19 protein-coding genes are annotated in these 24,752 nt (G+C 58.8%); 15 read left to right on the forward strand and 4 right to left on the reverse strand.

Features of this window, described 5'->3' with window-relative positions; genetic code table 11:
• Window positions 1–71 precede the first annotated feature (71 nt).
• Complete coding sequence (locus tag RHP75_RS05895; protein ID WP_311090902.1) at window positions 72–869, reverse strand: ABC transporter substrate-binding protein; 798 nt, start codon at window positions 867–869, stop codon at window positions 72–74.
• Window positions 870–1,196: 327 nt separating this feature from the next.
• Here RHP75_RS05895 and RHP75_RS05900 point away from each other — a divergent pair, with 327 nt between their 5' ends.
• The 13 genes from RHP75_RS05900 to RHP75_RS05960 all read left to right on the forward strand — a co-directional run bounded on the left by RHP75_RS05900 (window position 1,197) and on the right by RHP75_RS05960 (window position 16,453).
• Window positions 1,197–2,570 (forward strand): glutamine synthetase, encoded by a 1,374-nt coding sequence (locus RHP75_RS05900; protein ID WP_311090903.1) that lies wholly within the window; start codon window positions 1,197–1,199, stop codon window positions 2,568–2,570.
• Window positions 2,571–2,609: 39 nt separating this feature from the next.
• Window positions 2,610–3,998, forward strand: a complete 1,389-nt coding sequence (locus tag RHP75_RS05905) for an aldehyde dehydrogenase family protein (RefSeq protein WP_311090904.1) — start codon at window positions 2,610–2,612, stop codon at window positions 3,996–3,998.
• Between the two features lie 8 nt (window positions 3,999–4,006).
• Window positions 4,007–5,176, forward strand: coding sequence for an iron-containing alcohol dehydrogenase (locus RHP75_RS05910; RefSeq protein WP_311090905.1), 1,170 nt, complete (start codon window positions 4,007–4,009; stop codon window positions 5,174–5,176).
• 183 nt (window positions 5,177–5,359) lie between these two features.
• Window positions 5,360–6,283, forward strand: a complete 924-nt coding sequence (locus RHP75_RS05915) for an ATP-binding cassette domain-containing protein (RefSeq protein WP_311090906.1) — start codon at window positions 5,360–5,362, stop codon at window positions 6,281–6,283.
• A complete protein-coding gene (locus RHP75_RS05920) occupies window positions 6,280–7,014 on the forward strand; it encodes an ABC transporter permease subunit (protein ID WP_233686360.1) in 735 nt (244 codons plus the stop codon). The genes RHP75_RS05915 and RHP75_RS05920 overlap by 4 nt, the downstream gene beginning before the upstream one ends.
• Before the next feature lie 8 nt (window positions 7,015–7,022).
• Complete coding sequence (locus RHP75_RS05925; RefSeq protein WP_311090907.1) at window positions 7,023–8,858, forward strand: Gldg family protein; 1,836 nt, start codon at window positions 7,023–7,025, stop codon at window positions 8,856–8,858.
• Window positions 8,859–9,005: 147 nt separating this feature from the next.
• Complete coding sequence (locus tag RHP75_RS05930; protein ID WP_311090908.1) at window positions 9,006–9,194, forward strand: 4-oxalocrotonate tautomerase; 189 nt, start codon at window positions 9,006–9,008, stop codon at window positions 9,192–9,194.
• A 238-nt stretch (window positions 9,195–9,432) separates the two neighbouring features.
• Window positions 9,433–9,642 carry a cold-shock protein gene (locus tag RHP75_RS05935; RefSeq protein WP_090251540.1) on the forward strand — a complete coding sequence of 70 codons (210 nt, stop codon included), beginning with the start codon at window positions 9,433–9,435 and terminating at the stop codon, window positions 9,640–9,642.
• 135 nt (window positions 9,643–9,777) lie between these two features.
• Window positions 9,778–13,827 (forward strand): ATP-dependent RNA helicase HrpA, encoded by a 4,050-nt coding sequence (gene hrpA, locus RHP75_RS05940; protein WP_311091875.1) that lies wholly within the window; start codon window positions 9,778–9,780, stop codon window positions 13,825–13,827.
• Between the two features lie 93 nt (window positions 13,828–13,920).
• Entirely contained in the window at window positions 13,921–14,727 is an 807-nt protein-coding gene (locus RHP75_RS05945) for a transporter substrate-binding domain-containing protein (RefSeq protein WP_311090909.1), read from the forward strand.
• Between the two features lie 140 nt (window positions 14,728–14,867).
• On the forward strand, window positions 14,868–15,335 hold the full coding sequence (locus RHP75_RS05950) for a MarR family transcriptional regulator (protein ID WP_311090910.1): 468 nt from the start codon (window positions 14,868–14,870) through the stop codon (window positions 15,333–15,335).
• A gap of 22 nt (window positions 15,336–15,357) precedes the next feature.
• Entirely contained in the window at window positions 15,358–15,753 is a 396-nt protein-coding gene (locus RHP75_RS05955) for a DUF1398 family protein (protein WP_311090911.1), read from the forward strand.
• Between the two features lie 4 nt (window positions 15,754–15,757).
• Complete coding sequence (locus tag RHP75_RS05960) at window positions 15,758–16,453, forward strand: DNA alkylation repair protein (protein WP_311090912.1); 696 nt, start codon at window positions 15,758–15,760, stop codon at window positions 16,451–16,453.
• A gap of 97 nt (window positions 16,454–16,550) precedes the next feature.
• On the opposite strand, the gene RHP75_RS05965 is transcribed toward RHP75_RS05960, so the two are convergent.
• Window positions 16,551–17,756 carry an FAD-dependent oxidoreductase gene (locus RHP75_RS05965; protein ID WP_311090913.1) on the reverse strand — a complete coding sequence of 402 codons (1,206 nt, stop codon included), beginning with the start codon at window positions 17,754–17,756 and terminating at the stop codon, window positions 16,551–16,553.
• Between the two features lie 124 nt (window positions 17,757–17,880).
• Between RHP75_RS05965 and RHP75_RS05970 the strand changes: the two genes are divergently transcribed.
• Window positions 17,881–19,380, forward strand: coding sequence for a PLP-dependent aminotransferase family protein (locus tag RHP75_RS05970; RefSeq protein ID WP_311090914.1), 1,500 nt, complete (start codon window positions 17,881–17,883; stop codon window positions 19,378–19,380).
• Window positions 19,381–19,475: 95 nt separating this feature from the next.
• Here RHP75_RS05970 and RHP75_RS05975 read toward each other — a convergent pair whose 3' ends face one another.
• Both RHP75_RS05975 and RHP75_RS05980 read right to left on the reverse strand, forming a co-directional pair.
• Window positions 19,476–19,802, reverse strand: coding sequence for a hypothetical protein (locus RHP75_RS05975; protein ID WP_160013485.1), 327 nt, complete (start codon window positions 19,800–19,802; stop codon window positions 19,476–19,478).
• A 362-nt stretch (window positions 19,803–20,164) separates the two neighbouring features.
• Window positions 20,165–23,329, reverse strand: coding sequence for a metallophosphoesterase (locus tag RHP75_RS05980; protein WP_311090915.1), 3,165 nt, complete (start codon window positions 23,327–23,329; stop codon window positions 20,165–20,167).
• 706 nt (window positions 23,330–24,035) lie between these two features.
• On the opposite strand from RHP75_RS05980, the gene RHP75_RS05985 reads away from it, so the two are divergent.
• Window positions 24,036–24,731, forward strand: coding sequence for a tRNA (adenine(22)-N(1))-methyltransferase TrmK (locus tag RHP75_RS05985; protein ID WP_311090916.1), 696 nt, complete (start codon window positions 24,036–24,038; stop codon window positions 24,729–24,731).
• Window positions 24,732–24,752 lie beyond the last annotated feature (21 nt).

Below are 24,752 nucleotides of genomic sequence, written 5' to 3' on the forward strand. Positions count from 1 at the left end.
GGGTTCGCGACACCTCACGCCCGTATTGCAAAATGCGGGCGTATTTTTTGCTCGGCTGGCTGGCGGCTCAGTCAGTGCGCGTAGCGATTGCGCAAGGCCTGGAAGCGACCATCCTGCTGCACGTGCAGCAAGGCAGCGCGCCAGCGCGCGATGTCCTGCTCCGGCATGCTGCGTGAGAGGGCGATAAAGCCTTCATCGCGGCCCAGTTGCACGGCGCTCGGGCGTACCCTGTCAGCCGCGACGCCAGCCTCGTGCAGCCTGTGCGCCAGCCCGGAGTCGGCCGAGGCAACCAGCGCAACCCGGCCGGCAGCGAGCATGCCGAAGCAGGTGCTGTAGGCGTTGTTGCGTTTTAGCTGGGTGAACGCCATGGCCGTCAGGCGTTCGTCATGGGAGCTGCCGTTGAGCACGCACACCGACAGGTTCTTGGCATCCTCCAGGCTGTGGATACCGGTGGGCCGTTGGCTGTTCTCGTAGAGCCAGTCGGTCTCTTCCCAGATGGGCCCGACCCAGTGCGCCAGCGGCAGGCGCTCCGGCGTTTTGCCAAGGTTGAAGAGCACCACATCGTCACGCTGTTGCAGTTGCGCCAGACCGCGCGCCAAGGGCACTTCCTGGATTGCCAGCGGCTCGGCCATATCGGCCAGCAGCTCGCGCACCAGCTCTAGAAAGAACGCCCGCTTGCCGGCATGTTCGCGGCCGCGTAACTGGCCGTCGATCAGCACGGCCTGGCTATCCAGGCTGTGGGTGTAGATCAGCCAGTCACGCGCCAGGCAGGTTGTAGGCGCAAGCCAGGTAGCCAGGGTTAGGGCCAGGGCGGCGGCAACTGCTGCGCGACGCCGAGTCTGGCCGGGCGCTGGCAGGGGGCGGGGCATCGGGTTCAAGCAGTCTCCGGTATGGCATCTGGCGGCTACGTTGCACATGCGGCCAGGTCTAAGGCGGGCGGTGGTCTGTGCTTTTACAGCAGAGCAGTGTCTGCCGTCACCTGTGCTGCAACGCTTGCCGGTTGTTTTGCCTAATTGCCCAGCCAACTTGGCAAACCTGTACCACACTGATTGAGCTTTTTGCCGGGTGTTCTAACAGGCGTTGGGTAGTCGTCAGGGCGCGTTGTGTGGTGGTTGTGGGGATGCGCTTGAGACGCTGTTGTTGCCTGCAGGACTGACACCGGATGTCGGCCATAACAACAATAGACAGGTGTATTTATGCTCAATCCGCGAGACGTGAAGACCGTTCAGGATGCCAAGCGCATTGTCGAAGAGCGCGGCCTTAGCCATATCAAGGTCGGGGTGTTCGATAACGATGGCGTGATGCGCGGCAAATACCTCAGCCGCAGCAAGTTCTTCTCTGCCCTCGACAGCGGCTTTGCCTTCTGCGATGTGGTGCTCGGCTGGGACGTGAAGGACCAGCTCTATGACAACGCTCAATACACCGGCTGGCACACCGGCTACCCGGATGCGCCAGTGCGGGTGCTGCCGCATACCTGCCGTGAATTACCCTTCGAGAACGGCATGCTGCTGTTTATCTGTGAGTTTGCCGAGGCAGCGGAAAAGGTTTGCCCTCGCGGCACCCTGCGGCGGGTGATTGAGCGCTGCAAAGCCATGGGGTTCGATGCCTTTGCTGCGCTGGAATATGAGTTCTTCATGTTCGATGAAACCCCGGAGTCGGCCCGCGAGAAGGGTTTTCGTAATCTCAAACCCTTTACCCCGGACTGGTTTGGCTACTCGATGATCCGCAACTCGGTGCACGCTGAGCTGTACCACGAGATTCTGGAAATGGCCGAACGCATGGACTTCCCCATCGAAGGCCTGCACACCGAAACCGGCCCAGGCGTGCTGGAGGCGGCGATTGCCTATGACCGCGCGGAAGCTGCCGCCGACAAGGGCGCGCTGTTCAAAACCTTTATGAAGGTGCTGGCCCAGCGCAACGGACTGATGGCCACCTTTATGGCCAAGTGGTCGGGCAAATATCCGGGGCAGAGCGGGCATATCCATGTGTCGTTGCGTGATCTGGCCAGCGGCAAGTCGGCGTTCTATGACCCGAGCCAGGCGCACAATATGAGCAAAATTCAGCGCCACTTCCTTGCCGGCCAGCAGCGCCTGATGCCGGAGTTCCTCTGCATGGTGGCGCCAACGCTGAACAGCTACCGCCGGCTGATTCCCGGCTTCTGGGCGCCCACCGATGCCACCTGGGGTGTGGAGAACCGCACCGCTGCGCTGCGCGTCATTCCAGGCAGCGACAAATCCCAACGTCAGGAATATCGCCTGGGCGCGGCCGACGGCAATCCGTTTCTGGCCCTGTCGGTGGCGCTTGGCTCCGGTCTGTATGGCGTGATGCAGCAGTGGGAGCCGACCGAGCCGGTGGTGGGTAATGCCTACGCGATGAAGCACCCCGAGGAGCTGGCCCTGCCGCGCACCCTGTGGGATGCCGCGCAACGGTTGAAGGCCTCGACGGCGGCACGGGAGCTGTTTGGCGATGAGTTTGTCGAGCATTTCGCCGCCAGCCGTGAGTGGGAAGAGCGCGAATACCGCCGGCATGTCAGCGACTGGGAACTGGATCGCTACTTCGAAATTATCTAGCGCGCGGCCCCGGCTGATTGGGCTTATGGAGTCTTTTCAATGAGCAAACTGCAATGCATTTCCCCCATCGACGGCTCGGTGTATGTCGAGCGCCATCTGGCCTCCAACCCTGAAATTCAGGCGGCTCTGGCCAAGGCCGAGTTGGCGCAGCAGGCCTGGAAAACCACCCCGCTGGCTGAACGTATCGCCATCGGCCGTAAGGCGATTGCTGTGTTCGCCGCCAAGGAAACCCAGCTGGCTGAAGAGCTGTGCTGGATGATGGGCCGGCCGATCCGCTATGCCGCAGGCGAAGTGCGCGGTTTTGTCGAGCGTGCCAGCTATATGGCGGATATTGCCGAGAGCGCCCTGGCGGATATCCAGGTGCCGGATAAGCCCGGTTTTATCCGTTTTATCCGCCGTGAACCGCTGGGTGTGGCGCTGGTGATCGCACCCTGGAACTATCCCTACCTGACGGCGGTAAACGCGGTGATGCCGGCGCTGCTGGCCGGCAATGCGGTGCTGCTCAAGCATTCGGCGCAAACCCCGCTGTGCGCCGAGCGCATGGTCGAGGCCTTTAGCGAAGCTGGCTTGCCGGACGGAGTATTCCAGTACCTGCACTTGAGCCACGGCGAAACCGAGGCGCTGATCCAGGCGCCAACTATTGCCCATGTGGCCTTCACCGGTTCGGTACCCGGCGGCACCATGGTCGAGCGGGTGGCGGTGGGGCGCTTTCTCAGCATCGGCCTGGAGCTGGGCGGCAAGGATCCGGCCTATGTGCGCGCCGACGCTGACCTGGCCCATGCGGTGGAAACCACGATTGATGGGGCGTTCTTCAACTCCGGGCAATCCTGCTGCGGCATCGAGCGCATCTATGTGCACGAATCGCTGTATGACGCCTTCGTCGAGCAGGCGGTGGCGCTGGTCAAGCAGTACAAGCTCGGCCGCTCCGATGACCCGGGCACCACGTTAGGCCCACTGGTGCGTGCCGAAGCGGCGGATTTCGTGCGGGGGCAGATTCACGATGCCATCGAGCAGGGCGCTACCGCGCACTTAGTGCCAGCCGACTTTGCCATGGACCATCCCGGTTCGCAGTACCTGGCGCCGCAGGTGCTGACCAACGTGCATCACGGCATGCGGGTGATGACCGAAGAATCCTTCGGTCCGGTGGTGGGCATCCAGAAGGTCAAGGATGACGAAGAAGCCCTGGCGCTGATGAACGACAGCGAGTTTGGCCTGACGGCCGCGATCTTCAGCCGTGACGTGGATGCCGCCATGGCCCTGGCCGAACGGGTGGAGGCGGGCACGGTGTTTCTCAATCGCTGTGATTACCTCGACCCGGCACTGGCCTGGACCGGGGTGAAGAACTCCGGGCGCGGCTGCACGCTGTCCAGCGTCGGCTTCGAGCATGTTACCCGGCCGAAATCCTTCCATTTCAAGACCCAGCTGTGAGGCGCGCCATGGACCTGAATCACTACCGCATGAACTGGAATTACCCGACCTCGGTGCGCGTCGGCGTGGGCCGCATCAGCGAGCTGGCGGCGGCCTGCCGACAACTGGGCATGAGCGCACCGCTGCTGGTCACCGACCCTGGCCTTGCCGCACTGCCGATGATCGACCGTGCGCTGCTGCACTGTCGCGATGATGGCCTCAAGGCCGGGTTGTTCCATGGCATCAAGGGCAACCCCACCGGGCAGAACGTGATGGACGGGGTGGCCGCATTCAAGGCCGGCAAGCATGACGGGGTGATCGCCTTTGGCGGCGGCTCGGCGCTGGATGCCGGCAAGGCCATCGCCCTGATGGTCGGCCAGGAGCGGCCGTTGTGGGATTTCGAAGACATCGGCGACAACTGCAACCGCGTCAATGTTGCCGGCATGGCCCCGGTGGTGGCGGTGCCGACTACTGCCGGTACAGGCTCGGAAGTCGGCCGCGCCTCGGTGATCACCGATGATGCTGCGCATATCAAACGCATCATCTTCCACGCGCGCATGCTGCCGGCGCTGGTGATTCTCGACCCGGAACTGACCCTCGGCCTGCCAGCCAAGATCACTGCCGCCACTGGTATGGATGCGCTGTCACACAATCTGGAGGCCTTCTGCTCACCGCTGTTCCACCCCATGGCCGAGGGCATCGCCCTGGAAGGCATGCGCCTGGTGCAGGAGTATCTGCCGCGCGCAGTGGCGCAGGGCAGTGATGTGGAAGCGCGTTTGCAGATGCTGGTGGCGTCGAGCATGGGCGCGACCGCTTTCCAGCGCGGCCTGGGCGCCATGCACGCTTTGGCCCATCCGCTCGGCGCGCTGTACGACGTCCACCACGGCCTGCTCAATGCGGTGCTGATGCCCTATGTACTGGTGGCTAACCGAGAGCGCATCGAACCGCAGATGGAGAAAATGGCGCGCTACCTGAACCTGGCCAAGCCCGGTTTTACGGACGTACTTGAGTGGGTGATGGCGCTGCGTGAGCAGGTCGGCATCCCGCATAGCCTGGGCGAGATCGGCATTGATGATGCGCGCATCGAGCAGGTTGGGCAGATGGCCGAGGTCGATCCTTCTGCGGGCACCAACCCGATTGCCTTTACCGCTGCGCAATACAGTCAGTTGTTTGAGAAAGCCCTGCGCGGCACCCTCTAATCTCTAGCTTTACCAGCGCTGCTCGCGTGGGCGAGCAGCGCTGTAGCGAACAGATACATGACCCGCCGGTTCTTCGCTTGCGCTGCCTGCGCGTGACTCCTTATATTCCCCCGGCATTTAAGCGCGCCCGGCTTGCGCCTGCCCGGCTGCAAGCAGGGCCTGTTACCGCAATGGTGAGAGGCCATGATCGAAATAAAAAACCTAACCAAGCGTTTTGCGCAGCACACGGCTGTTGACGACCTGTCCTTCAGTGTTAAGCCCGGTGAAGTACTGGGCTTTCTCGGCCCTAACGGTGCCGGCAAATCCACCACCATGAAGATGCTCACCGGCTTTCTCGCGCCGACCTCAGGCAGTGCCAGCATCCTCGGTTTCGATATCCAGAAAGACACCCTCAAGGCCCAGCGGCAGATCGGTTATCTGCCCGAAGGCGCGCCGTGCTACGGCGATATGACGGTGCGCAGCTTCCTCGAATTTATCGCCGAGGTGCGAGGTTTCAAGGGTGCCGAGAAACGTGAGCGGGTTGCCAAAGCAGTCGCTCAGGTCGAGTTGGACGCCGTGCTGGAACAGTCGATCGAAACCCTCTCGAAAGGCTTCAAGCGCCGCGTCGGTCTGGCCCAGGCGATTCTGCATGACCCCAAGGTGCTGATCCTCGATGAGCCCACCGATGGCCTCGACCCGAATCAGAAGCATCAGGTACGCAAGCTTATCCAGAGCCTGGCACACGACAAGATCGTGATCATCTCCACCCATATCCTTGAGGAAGTCTCCGCTGTGTGCACCCGCGCGGTGGTGATCGCCCACGGCAAGCTGCTGGCCGATGGCACACCGCTGGAGCTGGAAAGCCGCTCGCGCTATCACCAGGCCGTTACCCTGGTGGCTGCCGAGCCGCTGGACCAGGCCGCACTGGCTGCGCTGCCGGGCGTGGCCGGGGTGGAAGAAAATGCCCTGGAGCACAGCCTGAGTATCCTGGCCAAACCGGGTGAAGTGATCTTCCCGCAGGTCAATGCGCTGATCGCCGAGCGCGGTTGGCAGGTCAAGGAATTGAATGTCGAACGCGGGCGGCTGGACGAAGTGTTCCGCAGCCTGACCCGTGGGGAGGTGGTATGAGTCAGCTGTCGGTGGTCTTCAAACGCGAGCTGGCGAGCTACTTCGCCACGCCGCTGGCCTATGTATTTATCCTGATCTTCCTGGTGTTGTCCGGGGTTTTCACCTTCTACCTCGGTGGTTTCTTCGAGAGCGGCCAGGCCAACCTCGCGCCGTTCTTCAACTTCCACCCCTGGCTGTACCTGTTTCTGGTGCCGGCGATTGCCATGCGCCTGTGGGCCGAAGAGCGCAAGAGCGGCACCATCGAGCTGCTGATGACCCTGCCGATCACCCGTTTCGATGCGGTTACCGGCAAGTTCCTCGCCGCCTGGGCCTTTGCCGGTCTGGCGCTGCTGCTGACCTTCCCGATGGTGATCACCGTCAATTACCTCGGTGAGCCGGATAACGGCGCGATCATCACCGGTTACATCGGCAGCTGGCTGCTGGCCGGCGCCTACCTGGCGATTGGTTCGTGCATGTCGGCACTGGCGAAGAACCAGGTGATCGCCTTTATCCTGGCCGTCAGCGTGTGCTTTCTGTTTATCGTCAGTGGCTTCCCCATGGTGCTCGACGGTTTCAGTGGCTGGGCGCCGCAATGGCTGGTGGATGCCGTGGCTTCGCTGAGCTTCCTGACCCGATTCGATGCGATCAGCAAGGGCGTGATCGACCTGCGCGACCTGCTGTATTTCCTCACCCTGATTGCCGCCTGGTTGGCAGCGACGGCGGTGGTAATCGACCTGAAGAAAGCTGACTGAGGCCGCCCATGAAAAAGCTGATGGTTTCCAGCGCCGGGCTTGCACTCATTGCCCTGGCGTTTCTCGCCTTCAACCTGTTCTCCAGCGTCAGCCTTAGCGGCGTGCGTCTGGATCTGACCGAGCAGAAGCTCTACACCCTTTCCAGCGGCACCGAGCAGATTCTTGCCGAGTTGGACGAGCCGGTGGAGCTGAACTTCTTCTACTCCGACACCGCCACCAAGGACCTGCCCGCGCTGCGTACTTACTCCAAGCGCGTTGAGGAAATGCTCAAGGCCTACCAGCGTGAGGCGGATGGCAAACTCAAGCTGACGATCATCGACCCCGCACCGTTCTCCGAGGACGAAGACAAAGCCGCCGAGTTCGGCCTGCAAGGCATTCCGCTGCAGCAGGGCGGCGACTCGATCTACTTCGGCCTGGCCGGCAAAAATGCCGAAGGCCAGACCCAGGTGATCCCGTTCTTCGCCCTGGATCAGGAAGAGTTCCTCGAATACGAACTCAGCCGTCTGGTGCAAAGCCTGGCCAAACCCGAGCGGCCGGTGGTCGGCGTGCTGTCTGGCTTGCAGGTCAACGGCGGTTTCGACATGGCCGCACGCCAGCCGACACCGGCCTGGATGCTGATCGAAGAAATCCGTCAGCTGTTCCAGATCGAAAGCCTCAAGCGCGATGTCGACCTGATCCCGGAAAAGGTTTCGGTGCTGCTGCTGATTCATCCCAAGCAGCTGCCCGAGCAGACCCTGTATGCGATTGACCAGTTCGTCCTGCGTGGCGGCAAGTTGCTGACCTTCGTCGACCCGTTCAGCGAGGCCGATACCCAGGCTGAAATGCCTGGCGAGATGGTTATCGACAAAGCCTCCGACCTGCCCGCGCTGTTCAAGGCCTGGGGCCTGCGCATGGTGCCGGATCAGGTGCTGGGCGACGGCTCCTACGCCATGTCGGTGAGCATGGGTCAGGGCCAGCGCCCTGTGCGTCACGCCGCCTGGCTGAGCCTGCCGAAAAACGCCCTGGACAAGGACGACATCAGCACCGCCTCGCTGGAAACCATCACGGTGGCCACCGCCGGCATGCTGGAGCCGCTGAACGGTGCAAAAACCCAGTTCATCCCGCTGATTCGCAGCTCGCAGTACGCCATGCCGTTTGATGTCAAACGCTTCGGCATGCTGGCCAATCCGGAAGAGCTGATCCGCGAACTCAAGCCCACCGGCGAGCGTTACACCCTGGCCGCGCGTATCAGCGGCCCGGCGCAAACGGCTTTCCCGGAAGGGATCGAAGGGCAGAAGGATGGCCTCAAGCAGGCCGACAACATCAACGTGATCGTTGTTGCCGACACTGACATGCTCACCGACCGCATGTGGGTGCAGGTGCAGGACTTCTTCGGCCAGCGCATCCCGCAGCCGTGGGCGGATAACGCCGGTTTCGCGATCAACGCCCTGGACAACCTGGCTGGCTCCGAAGCGCTGATCAGCGTGCGCTCGCGCGGTCGCTTTACCCGGCCGTTCGAGGTGGTGGACGCGATTCAGCGTGAGGCTGAGGTCAAGTTCCGCGAGAAGGAACAGGCCCTGCAAACGCAACTGGCTGATACCGAGCAGAAGCTCGCCGCCCTGCAGCAGAGCGAGGACCCCAGCAAAGCCCTGGAGCTGACCCCGGAACAGCAGGCCGCTGTGCAGCAGTTTGTGCAGCAGAAGCTGGCGATCCGCAAGGAGCTGCGCGACGTGCGTTACCAGCTGAATGCCGATATCGAGGCCCTGGGCAGCACGCTCAAGTTCCTCAATATCGCCCTGGTGCCGCTGCTGCTGACCCTCGGCGTGCTGGCGCTGTGGTTGTGGCGTCGGCGCCGTCACGGCTGATCCCGCCTGTACCTGCAAAGGGCCGCTTGACGCGGCCCTTTGTGTTTCTGTCCTGTCGGTCAGATAATGCGTGCGCGCCAATGCGCCAAGCGGATCGCCGTGACCGATCTAAGCAGTCCTGTTAACTCAGTCTTGAGGATTAATTAGATGCCTACCCTCCTGGTCAAAATATTCGAAGGCCGCAGTGATGAGATCAAACGCGAGTACGCCAAGGCCCTGACCGACGCGTCGACCAAAGTGCTCGGCTGCGATGCCAGCGCAGTGGATGTGATCTTCGAGGACGTGAAAAAAGGTGACTGGGCCACCGGTGGCGTGATGTGGTCTGAGCGCGACTAGCCGGCCATCACCTCGGCCCGTGGTGATGGGTTACGCCGCTGCGCGGCTAACCCATCCTAGGTCGATTGTTCTGCTCCGCGAATATCGCTGTATAGCTTGTCCTGTATGGCCTGCAGCCTTTCTGCAAAAAGTGCTTTTCAGTCATAAACGCTGTTTTATACTCGGCCTTCGGTGATGGCCGGGTATTCGCCTGCAGGCCGCGCCACACAATAAAAACTGCACGCTGGAGATACAGGTAATGGCTGAGCGCGAGACAGGCACCGTCAAGTGGTTCAATGATTCCAAGGGTTATGGCTTTATTCAGCGCGAGAGCGGCGCGGACGTGTTCGTGCATTTCCGGGCGATCCGTGGCGAAGGCCATCGCACCCTGCTCGAAGGGCAGAAGGTCGAGTTTGCCGTGACCCAGGGGCAGAAGGGCTTGCAGGCTGACGACGTGTCCGCCGTTTAAGCCCACTGCCTCAGTAGAAAAGCCCATCGCCGATGGGCTTTTTGCTTTCTGCCCTTCGGTCGTTTTCCCCCAGGCAAAAATGCGACAATCGCCGCCTTCCTGCTCTTCCCCTTGACCCCATCCCGCGATTACCCGATGACCGCCGCCATGCCCGCCGTTGACCAACTGCTGAAAAACCTCGACCAGACCCTGCTGGGCGACCGTCATCGCCTGCGCCGCCAGTTGCATGAGCTGCGCAAGCAGACGCCGGTGGACGAAGCCAAGCTGGCCCAGTGGTTGCAGCGTTTCGAGGCATCCCGGGCCAAGGTTGAGGCGCGCAGGCGTAGCGTGCCGACCATGCGTTACGACGATGCGCTGCCGATTGCCGCCAAACGCGACGAGATCAAGGCCGCCATCAGCCAGCACCAGGTGGTGGTAATCGCCGGCGAAACCGGTTCGGGCAAGACCACTCAGCTGCCGAAGATCTGCCTGGAACTGGGCCGTGGTGTGCACGGGCTGATCGGCCACACCCAACCGCGCCGCTTGGCCGCGCGCAGCGTGGCCACCCGAGTAGCGGAAGAAATTGGCACGCCGCTGGGCGAGCTGGTCGGCTATCAGGTGCGTTTCGAGGACCAGAGCAACGAGCGCAGCCTGATCAAGCTGATGACCGACGGCATCCTGCTGGCCGAAACCCAGCACGACCGTTACCTGGAAAAGTACGACACCATCATCGTCGACGAAGCCCACGAACGCAGCCTGAACATCGACTTTCTGCTGGGCTTTCTGAAAACCCTGCTGGTGCGACGCCCTGACCTGAAGCTGATCATCACCTCGGCGACCATCGACCTGCAGCGCTTCTCTGAGCATTTTGGCGGCGCGCCGATTGTCGAGGTGTCCGGGCGTACCTTCCCGGTGGAGACCTGGTATCGGCCGCTGGCCGCCGAGCAGGACGAAGACGGCAACCGCGTCGAAGAAGACCTGTCGGTCGATCAGGCGATTCTCGCTGCCCTGGATGAAATCAGCGCGTTCGAGAAAGCCGAAGGCAAGCGCCCTGGCGACATTCTGGTGTTCCTGCCCGGTGAGCGCGAGATTCGCGACGCCGCCGAGGTGCTGCGCAAGGCCAACCTGCGCCTGACCGAAGTGCTGCCGCTGTATGCGCGGCTGACCCCGGCCGAGCAGCAGAAGATTTTTGCACCCATGGGCGCGCGCAAAATAGTGCTCGCCACCAACGTCGCGGAAACCTCGCTGACTGTGCCGGGCATCCGTTATGTGATCGACAGCGGTACGGCGCGCATCAGCCGCTACAGCTACCGCGCCAAAGTGCAGCGTTTGCCGATTGAGGCCATCAGCCAGGCCAGCGCCAACCAGCGTAAGGGCCGCTGCGGGCGGGTCGAGCCAGGCATCTGCATCCGCCTGTACAGCGAGGAAGACTTCAACGGCCGCCCGGCCTTTACCGACCCGGAAATCCTGCGTACCAACCTGGCAGCGGTGATTCTGCAGATGCTCCATCTGCGCCTCGGTGAGATCGACGCCTTCCCGTTTATTGAGCCGCCGGATGGCAAAGCCATCAGCGACGGCTTTAACCTGCTGCAAGAGCTTTCGGCGGTTAACCGCGAGGCTCAGCTGACGCCGCTGGGCCGTCAGTTGGCGCGCCTGCCGGTGGATCCACGCCTGGGCCGGATGGTGCTCGAAGGGGCCAAGCAGGGCAGCCTGGACGAAATCCTGATTATCGCCAGCGCCTTGTCGGTGCAGGATGTGCGCGAGCGACCGTCCGACCGCCAGCAGGCTGCTGACCAGGCCCATGCGCAGTGGAAGGATGTGGATTCCGACTTCGCCGCGCTGATCAACCTGTGGCGCGGCTTTGAAGAACAGCGCCAGGCGTTGGGTTCCAGCGCATTGCGCAGCTGGTGCCGGAAGAACTTCCTCAACTATCTAAGGTTGCGCGAGTGGCGCGACGCGCATCGCCAGTTGGTGCTGATTACCCGTGATTTGCAGCTCGGCAAACCGGCGAGTGATGCCGGTAAAAACGCACCGCGTGCTAACGAGCAGACGCCGGCTACTCAGGATCGCCGCAATGCCGCACTACAGCTCTCCGCTGTGCAGAAAGAAAAGGAGCTGGCCGAAAAAGACCAAGCCGCCCAGCGCGCCAAAGGCTACGCCGCCGTGCACAAGGCGATTCTCGCTGGGCTGCTTAGCCAGATCGGCCAGAAGACCGAAGACGGCGACTACCTCGGCGCCCGTCAACGGCGCTTCTGGGTGCATCCGTCCTCGGTTATAGGGCGCAAGAAACCGGTTTGGCTGATGACTGCTGAACTGGTGGAAACCACCAAGCTGTTTGCGCGCATGGTGGCCAAGATCGAACCGGACTGGATCGAACCGCTGGCCAGCCACCTGATCAAGAAAAACCACCTGGAACCGCACTGGGAGAAGAAACGCGGTCAGGTGGTGGCCTATGAACAGATCAGCCTGTACGGCCTGATCGTGGTCGGCCGCCGCGCGGTGCATTTCGGCCCGGTTGATCCCGTGGCCTCGCGCGAGTTGTTTATCCGCGAGGGCCTGGTGGGTGGCGAGATCAACTCGCGCGCCAAGTGCCTGACGGCCAACCGCCAGTTGCTGGAAAAGCTCGACGAGCTGGAAGCCAAGGCCCGCCGTCGTGACATCCTCGCCGACGAGGAAACCCTGTTCGCCTACTACGAGGCGCGCCTGCCGGCGACTATCTACCAGAGCGCTACCTTCGACAGCTGGTACAAGACGGAAAGCGCGAAGAATCCGCAGCTGTTGCTGATGCGCGAAGAAGATGTGCTCGCCCGCTCGGCCTCCGAAGTCACTGCCGCCCAGTACCCGGACACCCTGCGCCTGGGCGAACTGACCCTGCCGCTGTCGTATCACTTTGAGCCCAACCACCCGCGCGACGGCGTCACCCTGCGCGTGCCGGCGCCGCTGTTGCCGCAACTGCCGCCCGAGCGCCTGGAATGGTTGGTGCCGGGGCTGCTGGAAGCCAAGTGCATGGCCCTGGTACGCGGCCTGCCCAAGGCGCTGCGCAAGAACTTTGTGCCGGTACCGGATTTTGTTGGCGCTGCCCTGGGCAAGATCAGCTTTGCCGACGGCAGCCTGCCCGAGGCCCTGGGTCGCGAGCTGACGCGCATGACCGGCACGCGGGTCAGCGACGAGGCGTGGGCCGAGTCCGCCGCACAGCTTGAAGGCCATTTGCGCATGAATATCGAAGTGGTCGACAACCAGGGCAAGCCCCTCGGTGAAGGTCGCGACCTGGCCGAGCTGACCGCGCGTTTCAGCGAGGCCACTCAAGCCGGGTTGGCCCTGCCGAAAACCGCCAAGAGCCAGCAGCCGGTGGAGGCCAAGGCCTTTAGTGAAGTGGCGGCGAAGACCCAGCAACAGGTCGCTGGCCTGTCCATGACTGTTTACCCGGCGCTGGTGGAAGAAGCGGGTGTGGTCAAGGAAGGGCGCTTCCCGACCCTGGCCGAAGCCGAGTTTCAGCATCGCCGTGCCTTGCAGCGCTTGCTGTTGCAGCAACTGAGCGAGCAGGCGAAGTTTCTGCGCGGCAAGTTGCCAGGGCTGACCGAGCTGGCGCTGCTGTACCGCGACATGGGCCGAGTCGATGCGCTGGTTGAAGATATTCTGCTGGCCAGCCTCGACAGTTGCATCCTCGAAGGCAGCGAGCCGCTACCGCGCGACGGTGCCGGTCTGGCGGCCCTGGCCGAGCGCAAGCGCGGCGACTGGACCAGTCATGCCGAACGCCTGGCCAAGCTGACCCTGGAGATTCTCAAACTCTGGCACGGCCTGCAGAAGCGCTTCAAAGGCAAAATCGACCTGGCCCAGGCCATGGCGCTTAACGACATCAAGCTGCAGCTAAGCAACCTGGTCTATCCCGGTTTTGTCCGTGAAACCCCGGCGCAGTGGCTCAAGGAAATCCCCAGATATTTGAAGGCCATCGAGCAACGCCTGGACAAGATCGCCGGCCAGGTGCAGCGCGACCGCGTGTGGAGCGGCGAGCTGGCGGGTTACTGGGAGCAATACCAGGCGCGCCTGGGCAAACACAGTCAGGAAGGCAAACGCGACCCACAGCTTGTGCTGTACCGCTGGCTGCTGGAGGAATACCGCGTGTCGCTGTTTGCCCAGCAACTGGGCACCAAACTGCCGGTCTCCGACAAGCGCCTGAGCAAACAGTGGAGTAGCGTCGAGGCCTAAGCGAGTTGCGCCCTATTGGCGGCTCGCCGGCTTACTTGATCACGGGGTGGTACTGCTAGACTCAGCGGACATCCCATCGAGCCCGCGTGAGTGATGATCTTGATTGCAGTCGATATCCGCCGCTCGCCCTTACTGCCTCTCCGCTTATCGCTTGTTCTGTTGCTGCTGGCCTGTTGGTCGGGGCTGGCGGCAGCTGCCTGTGAGAAAACCCTGCGCTGGGACGATGACCCGCCGTTCAGCATGCAGACGGCGGATGGCGCGGTGGTGGGCATCGACGTTGAAATCAACCGTGCGGCGCTGGCGCGTTTGGGCTGCCAGATCAAACTGCGCAAACTGCCCTGGGCGCGGGCGCTCAAGGAGCTGGAGATGGGCCGCCTGGATATTTTGCCTGGCGCCTTCCGCCGGCCAGAGCGCGAGGTCTATGCGCATTTTTCCGGCCCGGTGCTGCCACCCTCGCGCAATATTCTGTTTATGCATGCCCCAGCACTGCAGCGCTGGCCCATCACCCAGCTGCTGGAGTTGCAGCACAGTGAATTTCGTCTGGGCGCACAGATCAACGTGGCCTATGGCGCAGACTACGAACAACTGATGGGTGACCCTGCTTTTGCCGCGCGGGTGGTGCAGGTGGCCAATCGCAACAACCTCTGGCGCATGGTCGGCAAGGGCCGTATCGATGGGGTGATTGCCAACGAAAACACCGGCGTCTACGAAATCCAGCAGCTGGGCCTCAGCGAGCGGATCAAGCCCACGGCCGTAGTGGTGTCCAGTGACGCTGCAGAGATTGCTTTCAGCAAGCGCTCAATCGCGCCTGATTTTGCCCAGGCCTATGCCGATGCGCTGCGTGAGCTGGTGGAGGATGGCCGTTATGCGCGGATTGTGCAGCGCTATATAAAACCCTAAGCGCTGTGCTTCCCCTGTGGATACGAGCCATAGCCGTGATGCTGCATGCGTCAGTCACACCCTGATTGAATGTTTATCTCGCTTGACATCAGGTTTCCCTGGAAACAAACTCTTGTCAGTTTGTTTCCAGAGAAACCAATATGAAGAAGTCGCCCCCACTGACTGTCAGCCCGCTGGATGCCCACCTTGGCTTCTGGCTGCGTTTTGTTTCCAACCAGGTCTCTGCTCGCTTTGAGAAGCAGCTAGAGCAGCACGACATCACCCTGTCCGAATGGGTTGCCCTGCGCACCTTGTATGAGCGTGCGCACACCACCCATGCCGAGTTGATTACTGCTCTGGGCATGACCAAAGGGGCCGCCTCCAAGGTTGTCACCAAGCTGCAGGGTAAAGGCCTGGCCGAACGCCCGCTGGCCGAAGACCGCGCCAGGGAGCAGCGCCTGTTGCTGACCGTCGCCGGCAATAGCCTGGTGCCCAAACTGGCGGCGTTGGCGGATGAGAATGACCAGCTGTTCTTTGGTCACCTGAGCGACGCTCAGCGTGCAGAGATGATGTCCCTGATGCAGGACATTGTGTTGCGCCAGAACCTCACACAAGTCCCGATCAACTAGCCATTAGCCTGCTGGAGCCGTCATGAATCACTCGATTGAATCCATTATCCAGATCACCTTCAACCGTTCGAACGAGGGCAGTATCCATTTTGGTCAGGTTGTGGAGGCCTTGCTCGGCGCCGGCGTGGAGTCTTACTGGGTGGATTACCGCGCCTGCCGCACCACCTACTACCTGCCCAATGGGCAAACCTACAGCCTGGATATGGCTGCACCGCAGGCGGGGATTGCCCGGGTGTTTTCCGCCCCGGATATCCAGGCCGCGATCCGCGCAGCGCAGCAGGGCGAACTGCTCTACCCGGAGTTCAAGCGCCGTTCGCAAACCGCTGGTTGCATCGGCTATATGGTCTGGTTGCAGGGCCGCCATGTGAGCTACTACGGCCGCAACGGCGAGGCGCATATCGAGCGCTTTCCGGACTGAGTGCATGACCAGCCCCGACCTTTATCTGGCTGCCATCGAGCAGGCACTGCGGCCGCTGGCCAATGCCGCCAGCGCGGTGAAGATGCGCGCCTACCTGCTGGATCAGTTCGCCTTTCTCGGCTTGCCTGCGCCTGTGCGCAGAGCGGCCGTCAAACGGCTGGGCAAGCTGCGTTGGGATTGCAGCGCCGAGGTGCTGGCCGCTGCACAGCTGTTGTGGTGCCAGCCAGAGCGTGAGTACCGCTACACCGCGATTGACCTGCTCAGGCAGCAGCGCCGGCTTTTGCGCAGCGCAGATTTACCGGCGATTCGTCAGCTTCTGCAGCGTGATGCCTGGTGGGAAACCGTCGATGGGCTCAGTGCGGTTATCGGCGCGATTGTCCGCGCGGAGCGGGCAACAACAGAGGCCGCGCAGGCAACGATGGACCAGTGGATTGCTGACGCCGACCTGTGGGTTCGTCGTGCCGCCATGCTCCATCAACTCGGCTGGCGACTGGATACCGACGCCGAGCGCCTGTTTACCTATGCGCAACACCTGGCCGGCGAGAAGAATGTGTTTATCCGCAAAGCGATCGGCTGGGCGTTACGCGACTACGCCCGCTGGAGTCCGCAGGCAGTGAGTCGCTTTCTACGGGACAACGCTGAGCAATTCTCCGCGCTGACGTTGCGTGAGGCGCAGAAGCACCTTGGCGCCAGTCAATAATCGCGCCCATCAGAAAAACGGGATTACCGCTGGGTAATCCCGTTGTTGTTGCCTGAAGCAACGCGCCAGGCTGGGTTGCTCGGCGTGCTGCCAGGCGTTACGCCACCACCGGGATCAGCGGGTCGGCTGCGGCCAGGGCAACTGCCCGGTCCGCTGCCGGTGGGTAGATCCACTGGGTGTTGATCTGGGTTTTCAGCGCCTTGCCTTCCTGGCCGGTCAGCAGCACCTTGCGCTCCCAGCCTTCGGTAAACACCGCGCCCCAGGCACCCAGATCCAGGCAGGTAACGTACTTGTGCTGGCTGTAGGCAATCGGCGCGACACCGAGCAGATCGGCGGCGGCGTTGTTGCCGGCCGAGCGGCCCAGGGCAATGGCGTGCTGGCAGGTCATCAGGGCGTGGTTGCCATGGTCATCCACGGCGGCATAGGCGGTGTCGCCGGTGGCGTAGATGGCATCCTGGCCGAGCACCTTGAGGTTGCGGTCCACGTGTAGGCGGCCATGTGCGTCGCGTTCGCCGTTGATCTGCTGGGTCAGTGGTGAGGCTTTCACGCCCACGGCAAAGATCACCGTACTGGCGGCAATGCGTTCGCCATTACCCAGTTGTACGCCGTGCTCATCGACTTTGGATACCGGGCTGCCGAGCCGCCAGGTGACGCCCAGGCTGTCGCTGGCTTCGGCGACGATCCCGGCAATTGCCTCGCCCATGGCCGCGCCAACCTGCTTGGCCATATCCACCACGATCACGCGGATGTCGGTCTGCTCACCGAGGATGGCGCGCAGGCGTGCCGGCATTTCGGTGGCGGTTTCGATACCGGTAAAGCCGCCGCCGACTACCACCACGGTGTTGCGTGCTGCGCTCTCTGGCTGCTGCGCCAGGCTTTGCAGGTGGGCTTCGAGTTTCTGCGCCGACTCCAGGCTGTCGACATCGAAGGTAAAGCGTTCGATACCTTCCAGCGGCGGGCGTGCCACCTGGCTGCCGGACGCGAGGATCAGGCGGTCATAGTTCAGTGCAGCCTCGGCACCCGACGCGTCGCGGTAGCTGACGCGCTTGCTCGCGGCATCAATCTGCGTGGCACTGCCCTGGACGAAGCGCACACCCACGGCCTCGAACAGCGGGCCGAGCGGGGCGACGGTGCTAGCCAGGTCGGGTTCATAAAAACGTGGACGCACGCGCAGTTCCGCCTGGGGCGCAAGCAGGGTGACATCGATGTCCAGGCGCTGCTGTTGATCAAGCAGGCGCACGGCGCTGAGTGCACTCCACATGCCGGCAAAGCCGGCACCGATGATCAGGATTTGCTGTTTCATATTGGTAGGTTCCCGTAGTGAAGAGAAAGGCTGTTGGCTGACGACGGGAGTGATTCTGCCTCTAGCTTGGATCAGGGTATTGATCCATTCTTGCCTGAATTCATTGGTCCACTTTGGAGCGGCCATGCCCGCCGAAAAATCGCCCCCGCAGGTGGTCTTCCTGCCATTGGGCACGCCCGAACCGGGCGTCAGCCTGCAGCGCTGGTTGTATGAGGCGCTGCGCGGCGCCATTCTCGGCGGCCGCCTGCCGGCGGGCAGCAAGCTGCCCAGCACGCGCGCGCTGGCCGAGCACTACAAGCTGGCGCGGGGCACCGCCCAGGCGGCCTATCAGCAGTTATTGTCCGAGGGCTATCTGGAGGCGCAGACCGGCAGCGGCACGCGGGTTTGCCAGGTGCTGCCGGACGCCACGCTGAACGCCGGCTACGTGCGGCGCAAGGTCGTGGCCACGCAAGAGGCGCCGCGCACGCCGCCAGCCACGCCGTGGGTCGAACGCCTTGAAGCGATCACCCCAATATTTGCGCGGCGCTCGGTGACGCCGGGGTTGCGGCCGTTCTTCCCGCATCGGGGCGATGTTCAGGCGTTCCCCGTCGACCTGTGGCGCAAGCTGCATATCCAGCAGTTGCGCGCCTCGCGGCTGTCCATCCTGCTCGATTCGGACCCCGGCGGCTTGCCGGCGCTGCGTGAAGCCATCGCCGGCTACCTGGCCATCGCCCGTGGTGTGCAGGTGCCGGCCGAACGCATCCTGGTGCTCAACAGCGTGCAGCAGGGGCTCGACCTGTGCCTGCGCCTGTTGGCACCGGGCAACTCCAAGGTATGGATGGAAGACCCCGGCTACCCCGGCGCACGTCAGCTGATCGATGTATCGGGCGTGCAGCGCGTGGATGTGCCGGTCGACGCCTTCGGCATGCAAGTGGAGGAGGGCGTGCGTCTGGCCGCCGATGCCCGGCTGGCTTATGTCACGCCGTCACGGCAGGCGCCGCTGGGCAGTGAGTTGTCCCCAGCGCGGCGCCTGGCCCTGTTGCAGTGGGCGGCGCAGCACGGCAGCTACATCTTCGAGGACGACTACGACAGCGAATACCGCTTTATCGCCAAACCGATTCCCGCGCTGCGCTCGATGCCGGCGGCAGAGCAGTCGGTGATCCTCGCTGGCACCTTCAGCAAGCTGCTGTTTCCCTCCATCCGTCTGGCCTACCTGGTGTTGCCGGCGCACCTGCTGGAGAGTTTCACCCGCGCCGCCGCGCTGATGTCCCGCCACGCCAACAGCCTGTCGCAAGCGGTACTGGCCGACTTTATCCATGAAGGGCATTTCGACCGCCATGTACGGCGCATGCGCAAAATCTACGCCGCACGCGCCGAGGCCTTCGCCGAGTCGGCGCAGCGGCATTGGCAGGGGTTGATTGATGTGCCGGAGATTCGTGCCGGGCTGGATATCACCTGCAACCTGCAGCTGGACAACGAGTCGGCTGCCTTCGCCCGCCTGCAGGCCGCCGGCATCGACACCCTGCCGCTGGCGCGCTACTGCGTACAGCCCCGCGAACCGGGGCTGGTGCTGGGTTTTGCGCCCTACGATGAGCGCGCGATTGAGGATGCCGCCAAGGCGGTTGCTGTGGCCTTGACGCAATAGCGCCGCGCGACTCTAACGCATACCTGGGTTAGGCGGGGCGCCTGGTTGGCGGCGAGCCAACGCGGCCGTTGGCGATAGGCCGAGGTCAGGGGTGCTTAGACAAATACCTGCCGAGCCATCCCGCGCGGGATGCGGTTTCTACCCGGCAGTTGCTCCAGGCGTTGCTGCCATTCGGCGCGAGGTTTCAGGGTGGCGGTTGGCTTTACCAGCTCAGCCGCTGCGGCAGCGGCCTTTGCCGCTTTTGCGGCGGCTCTAAGCTCAGCAAGACTTGGGGTTTTACGGACAGGCTCAGCAGTGCCTTTTTCAACGCTGCGCAGGCACAGCTTGCATGAAACCTGAGTGACATCCTGGGTGCTGCTCAGGTTCGAGCCGGTGCGTCCACATGCGACATTTTCCGCGGACGCGGTGTAGTGAATAGCCAACGTGTTGTCTCCTGCATTTTTGGGGCGCGGGATTCTACACGGTTCGGTTCGCACGCCAACTGCTTATTGCGGGGGCGAGGCGGAGCAGGGGGACGAGGGCCGCATAGTGGTGCCATGTCGAAGCCTCTGCAATTGTGAGTGTTGAATGGGTGGACTTATATATCTATTTGTAATTTTTTGACGAGACTAAGATGCTCCAATCAGAAATGTCCCGTGCGCAAACTGCCCTAAAAATCGACATCCCGAGACGGGGTGTGATTTTTAGGGCGCGAGGCTTTAGTCTTGATGTATCGAAGCTTAGCAGCATGCTTATTTTTATAGAGGAATGATGGCTTGCGATCCTGCATTTTTATTTATGTTTGTTATTGTTGAATCGCACTTTCTATAGTCCGTGTGAAATGCTGTAGTCTTTCCCCAAGATTTTCTTTGTTGTTGCTGATAAGTTGTAGTGCTGACTTTGATATAAACTTTCTTGTTTCTTCCGGTAGATCATGCCTGTTGAATAGTAGTTGCATTAGTTTGAAGAAGGTTGCTTTTTTGGAGAAGCTTCCTTTGTTTTGAATTAGTCGTTTGATGTGGGTTCTAAGATCTCCATGCTCAATGTCAATGAGCAGGTAAGTTAGAAGTGATGCTTTTATTTCGTCATTCGTGCGGTCAAGTGTTTTATTTATAATGTTATGGAGTCTTGGCTTTCTGCTTGAAAGTGAATCGCTCATTAGTTGTTGTACGTGATTCGGGATGACTCCTTTTACAATCGACAAAAAAGTTCTAAAGTGTAGGATGAACTCTTCCTTTTCTTCTCTTGTTACGCCGCTGGCAAAAAATTCCTCTTCTATTTTAGGGAGGATTAAAGGGATGATTAAGTCCTCGTCCAGTCGTGACAATATAGACTTTGTTAGTAGTATGTAACAGGTTGTTATGTCGTCGAAGAATCCAAGAGTTTCTTCTGGATTCATCGTAAGTTCGGTGCTTCTAAATACTCTGGAGTAAAGTGAAAGGTTCTCTTTGAGTACGTTTGTTATATCTTTTCCGGAGTTCTGAGATTTTTTTGGTTGAGATGAGTTGTTGTTTGATTCTAATGGGCTAATCTCGTCCATTAATTCGTCGTTTTTAGATTTGTCTGATTTTATTTCATGGATTTTTTCTTCGAATTCTTCAGATGTAGATGCGATATCTAGAAAGGAAATGTTGTTAATTTCGTTTAGGTCGAGGTTGTATATGTCAATTCGGTGCTCAGAGATTATTGTCTCGTGCGCTACCGATAGTGCTTCATGGGTTTTTTTCTTTATAAATTCTAGAACTTCTGTTGTAGAAGGGTTCTTGGATGCGTAGTACTCGACTACCTTGTCGAGTTTGAGGTAATTTTCGTTGCTCAGTATGTATGACTTAAATTCATCTGAGTGTGACATGTAATAAGAGGCGGCGAAGTCAAAAAAACATACTTGTGAGAATTGGTAAGTGTTTCCGGTTTTAATAAGTATGCCGCTGGATGTTAATGGTTCAATATAAAATTCTACTTGGTAAGTGAATAAGGTTTTTTCATTAAATTCTAGCGCTATTTTTAGTAGTGAATTTGCTTCGAGTGCGTCAGTGTTTTTTATGATCATTTCTTGGCTTGTATATCCAAGAAAGTGCAGCAGTTCTTTGTATTGTGGTTGTTGTGGCGATGCTTGGATGAAATGCTTTCGCAATAATATCTCAATAAAGTTTTCTATTACGTCTGATTCGTTGATTATTCCTTTCAGTTCTCTTTTGTTTTCATAAATTGCTAAGAGCATTGAGTAAATGAAGTGATTGTGCGGGAGTTGTGAGTTTTTTGCGACACGCATCACGTCGCTATATATTTTGTCCTCGGTGTCAAATGCGATTGATGGGGCCCATTTTGAAACTATCTCTCGTATATTGTTTCGCTTAAGCCCCCCTATTGAAGCTGCGCCTATCGATATTTCTTTTATTTCTGCAAAAGAATTTATTGCTTCAATTTCATTTGCGGATGAAATGCTTATCAGATATCGGCAGCTGGGGTTGTCTTCAATGAATTCCAGTATCGCTTTCTGATTGTTTATATTTGAATCGCAGAAGTTGTCTATGAATATTGATGCATGGCCGTCCAACACACTCTGCTTTATCTTTTTTTCGAAAGATGTGGAAAGGTCTTGGTCTATGTATTCCTGAATTAAAGATTGAATTATCTTGTTCTTTGAGGAGAGGTCACGAGATTTTGCATCTAGGTGAAAGCAGATTTCACAAAAGTCACGCTTAGATTGTTTTTCAAGTTTTTTAGTGTAAATGTATTGGAGTGTAAATGATTTCCCCTGCTTACTTCCTCCGCAAATAATCGCTACGCCTTGAAAGTTTTTAAGTTGTTCAATGTTTTTAATGTGGGATATTTCGGGGAAAAGTTTTAGGCATTCAGGTTGTCCGAAATTTGGTTGGACAAAAAGCTCCCTAACAGATTTTTGTTTTTGTTCATTTATGCCGGTGTTTATTAAAATTTCTTTGTCTGCTTTCTCGAGTATTTTTGCCGATAATAGAGCGAATTTTTCAGAGTCGAAAGTTATATTCCCATCAATGGAGAAGTCGAATTCTCCATGCTTCCCTCTATCGATCCATGGGCCAAAGTTCTTCGAGTCTGATGAGTATTTCCTATATGTTGCTTTTCCATATTTTATATTGTTCTTGTTGTGAAGTTGTATTATGGAATAGCCTGTATTTTTTTCCTGTGTATCAAGTGTGCCCGCCTGTAATCTTAGAGTGATATCTTCTGAGAATTTAGTCTCAATGCTTTGGTCGAAGTGATGCATGTGGCCAAATAATAAGGCATCTATTTTTTTCTCGATCAGAGCGGAAACTGGATTTGCATCCTCTAAGTTTATCCAGTCGAGCGGGTGATGAACTAATAAAATTCTTTGGGCTTGTGTGGGTGTGCTTTTTATTGCTTCCTTCAGCTGCGACTCCGTAATGTATAAATTCTCTTTGTCGTCATCGTCTTGCGCTAACCAGGCTGAGCTTAATGAAAGTATATAAAGATTGTCGCCTGCTTTGTATGTCGAATATAGTGGGGTGCTTGATATGATGTTTTTCTTGTCTTTGTCGATAAATTTTTTGTAATTGTTAAATGATTGAATTCTGTTCCAGTTTTCCGCTCCTTTAATTATGTCTGTGGCGAGTTTGTTTTTTTCTTCTATGCTAGAGGTTTCTCTATACTTTCTTTCGAATCTCGATATTAAATTTCTGTCTGAGTCGTGATTTCCTGGGCAGATGTATAAATCTTTCTTGTCAATATTAAAAGATTCTAGTAAGGGTCTTATAAAGTATTCGTCGAGTTTACTATATTCGTCCTCTTTTCCGCTAAAAACTAAGTCTCCAGTAAAGATTATTGAGTCGACTGATTTTCCTGTTTCGGCTAATACGGATTTAGCATCGTTCCCGATTTGTAATGCCATCTCTTTACATTTTTCATAATTTAGTCCGTGTTTTATGTTCGTCGAGAGGTGTAGGTCCGATATGTGAAGTATTATTTCCATAGTACACCTTGCTGTATGTTCGTGGTTTTTATCGGTGGGGTGTTTGATTTTTATCTTGATCGTCTACATATAGAAACCATTATTTAATAATTTTTCTGATATTTTCTACTGTAGGTTAAAGTTCCGATTGATTCATGGCCTTGCAGAAAAGCCGTGCTGGCCATTTGATTTCACATCCCCCGACCTTATCCAATGTGGGTGCCGTCGCGCAAGTCATAGCTTTGCAGTTAAAAAGGACTGAACATGCAGCAAATTGTTATACGTGATCGGCTGATAGTGCTGATTTCAACTACGTGAGGCTGCGGGGTATCCGAGGGCCTAGATGCTTTGGATCGGTCGAATGGGACACAACTGGTAGGGGCTTAATTCACCTCAATGATCAGAAATCAACCGTATCTTGCAGAGTAATGTAGCTGACACGCTATTACGTGGTGCTGTCATAACTGGGCAGGTGCAAGATTCCGCACCCTACGATGAGCGGATCATCAAGAACGCGGCTATGGAAAGAAGACGGTTTTATTTTCGACTCTCTAAATCGGTCCAAAACTGCCCGCTACATAGGTTTGCGCCCGATACACCACGAACGCCAATCCCCGGGCTATCCACATCGCTTGTCACCGCGATTTGCCATGCACGGCGTGGCTCGACAGAATCGCGCCCCGATTCGGCTTAATGGCCGGACGTCGAGGCTGAGAAGGGGCTGGAGTTGAACGAGCAGATATTGTCTATGCGCCTGGAGCGTGTGGCGGCGCATGTGCCGGCAGGGGCGCGGTTGGCTGATATTGGCTCGGACCACGCCTATCTGCCGGTGGCGTTGATGCGCCGTGGGGCCATCGAGGCTGCAGTGGCGGGGGAAGTGGCGTTGACGCCGTTCCACGCGGCTGAACGCAGCGTGCGTGAAAGCGAGCTGAGCCAACGTATCAGCGTGCGTCTGGCCGATGGTTTGGCGGCGATTGAGGCGAGCGACGCAATCACGGCAATCAGTATCTGCGGGATGGGCGGCGAGCGGATTCGCGACATCCTCGACAGCGGCAAGGCGCGCCTGAGTGGCCAGGAGCGTTTGATCCTGCAGCCCAACGGCGGTGAGCAGCCGCTGCGCCAATGGCTGATGGACAATGGCTACCGCATCCTTTGCGAGGAGGTGCTGCGGGAGAATCGCTTTGCCTACGAAATTATCGTTGCCGAACGTTCTGGCCCGGTGAGCTACAGCGCCGAGGAGCTGTACTTTGGCCCGCTGCAGATGCAGACGCGCAGCCCGGCGTTCCTGGCCAAGTGGCAACGCATGCTGCGTCTAAAGCAGCAGACCCTGGCCGACTTCGCTCAGGCGCGGCAGGCGGTGCCGGAAGAGAAGGTGCAGAAAATCGCCCAGCAGACGCAGTGGATTACTGAGCTGCTGGCGTAAGTCGGGCTCCGGCGATCAGCA

The organism is Pseudomonas sp. SG20056, assembly GCF_031764535.1.
Lineage (GTDB): Bacteria > Pseudomonadota > Gammaproteobacteria > Pseudomonadales > Pseudomonadaceae > Aquipseudomonas.